The following is a 2,116-nucleotide window of genomic DNA, read 5'->3' on the forward strand; positions in this document are numbered from 1 at the left end:
AAAAATAGGACCGCATGCTAAAAGATCGCAATTATTCTGGTTTACTTTTTCTCGTACCCGTCGGCGCTCAGGCCTTAATTACTCTCATTTCTATACCCATTATCATTAGTTCCGCGGGCAACCAAGGCTGGGCGTCAATTGCTACAGGACAGGCAGTGGGCGGTTTCTTAGGCGTTGTCTGTGGTCTGGGATGGAACGTTACGGGACCATCAATCGCTGCGGTGGCTGATGTTATCTTATCTCGGCGGACTCTGAAGCTGGCCCTATTCACACGACTTATGGTTTCTATTCCATTGTTTCTTATTGGTATTGAAGTCGTTTATCTATTGCACCTCGCTCGTCTCGATCTAGCAGTTCTTGGCCTCGCATCCACTTTGGTTATTTCCTTCAACATGCAATGGTTCTTTGTGGGTCAGAACAAGCCGGTGCTGTTAGTTTTATATGACTCTATACCCCGCCTTCTAACTTTACTTGCAGGCTGGATGATCGTACTTTTAGGGGCCAATGTTTCGGTGGGCTTAGCCGGCCAAATCTTGTCATCCCTAGTTGCAGCGGCTATAGTCTGCGTTAAATTGAGGGTCTTTCATGACGGAAGTCGTCTTGGCTTTCCTACAGTTTGGCGCGAGATTTTCAAGCAGGGTCATGGATTATCAACCGAGGTCTTACCTGCCTTTCTTAGTTACTGTCCCATGATTGCTATTTCGGCCCTTGCTCCAAGCATTGCTCCACTTTATGCGCTTATTGATAAGGTGCATAAGCAGCTGGTTACCGGCTTAGTTCCTATGGGAAATTTTATAGTTGCGAAGCTTCTTTATCGCCTTAACGGTAGCGATCATCCCTTCGAACAGACTGTTCGCGGCGGTATGAACAAGATTATTTTGTTAGGTACTGCATCGTGTCTTGGGACTCTGACTTTCGGCGAACCGCTTATTTGGTTTTTATCACATAAGACTATGAGCCTCCATATTTATTTGCTGGTTTTGCTTTCTGTACTTGTTGGACTCACGGTAGTTGTAGCAATTCTCCCCTACGGATTAATGGCTCCCATGAATTGTTTACGTCAGGCGTCAATTTCCCTACTTCTGGGTACGGTTATTGGGATATCAGCTCTCGTCACTTTGACCGTATTTCTGGGTGCGGTCGGTACTCTACTAGGCCAGGTCATTGGTTATGCTACAGCAATCCTATTTCAGTGGCTTACTATACGGCGAATTTTATCCAGTAAGATAGTATTATTGAATAAAATCAAAATTTGACTGTATTGATTTATTGAATATTTAGGGGCTCTTCAGAATCCAGAGTGTAGTTTTGGTCTGAATCCGCCGTATTCGAGCAGTGATCGGGCGATGGTATGTTCCCCTCTTAGATATGTGGCTCTTCGCGTTTCGTGGTGAATACCAGCCCGCTGAGATGAATTCATGCCACCGTCCGGGAGGCACTTCTCAATAGGATACGTGATTGATAGTTGGTCGGGTTGCGGAACCCGCGGGCAATCCTCTTGATGTTTTTGATCATCGTGTTCGCGGCCTCGACCTTCGCCGTTGTCACCCGGGTGGCGAGCAGTGTTTGAATCTCTGGCCACCACTTGGTCACGGTCTTTTGCAGCCGGTCGGTTTCCTTCATGGCCGCTGCCTTGACCTGCCGTTCAAAGAACGCTTTCCGGTCTTCCACGCTGGCCGGATTACTGGTTGAGAGCATCAGCCGCAAGGCTTCCTTGACTCCCCAGGCGGCCACGAGTTCCTGGCTCGGGTCATCTGTGGCGAAGACGTCATCGAGGCGTTTCTTGCCAGCGTCGGAGAGCGTGTCGTAGCCGCGCAGCAACAGTTGCCGGTGGGCCCATGCTTTGTCTGTTCTTAGGCCGCGGCGCCCGTTCTGTTCCCGGGAGACTCGTTGGCGAACCTGGGTGAGCATGTCGTTGGCCAAATGCACCATGTGGAAGTGATCGACGCTGACAGCAGCGTCGGGCAGATTCTCGCGCAGGGCCTTTCGGAACGCGGCTGAGGGGTCGATGCCGACGGTCTCAATGCAGGAAAGCCAGCTGGCGGGGCGGGCTTTGAGCCAGGTGCCCACGCCGCGGCTGTCGCGGCCGTCCACGATACCCAACACCTGCCCGGTA

General features: G+C 50.7%; 2 protein-coding genes. One reads left to right on the forward strand and one right to left on the reverse strand.

Annotation, left to right across the window (positions count from 1 at the left end):
- Positions 1 to 14 precede the first annotated feature (14 nt).
- Positions 15 to 1,256, forward strand: coding sequence for a hypothetical protein (locus AAGW05_RS18430; protein ID WP_411806015.1), 1,242 nt, complete (start codon positions 15 to 17; stop codon positions 1,254 to 1,256).
- Positions 1,257 to 1,416: 160 nt separating this feature from the next.
- On the opposite strand, the gene AAGW05_RS18435 is transcribed toward AAGW05_RS18430, so the two are convergent.
- Positions 1,417 to 2,116: ISL3 family transposase (locus AAGW05_RS18435; RefSeq protein ID WP_411806016.1), on the reverse strand; the 700-nt coding region annotated here is incomplete at its 5' end.

The sequence above is a fragment of the Arthrobacter sp. LAPM80 genome, assembly GCF_046736435.1.
GTDB lineage: Bacteria > Actinomycetota > Actinomycetes > Actinomycetales > Micrococcaceae > Specibacter.

Coding starts and splice junctions, on each gene's coding strand:
- AAGW05_RS18430 (WP_411806015.1), top strand. CDS start 15: ATGCTAAAAGATCGCAATTATTCTGGTTTACTTTTTCTCGTACCCGTC.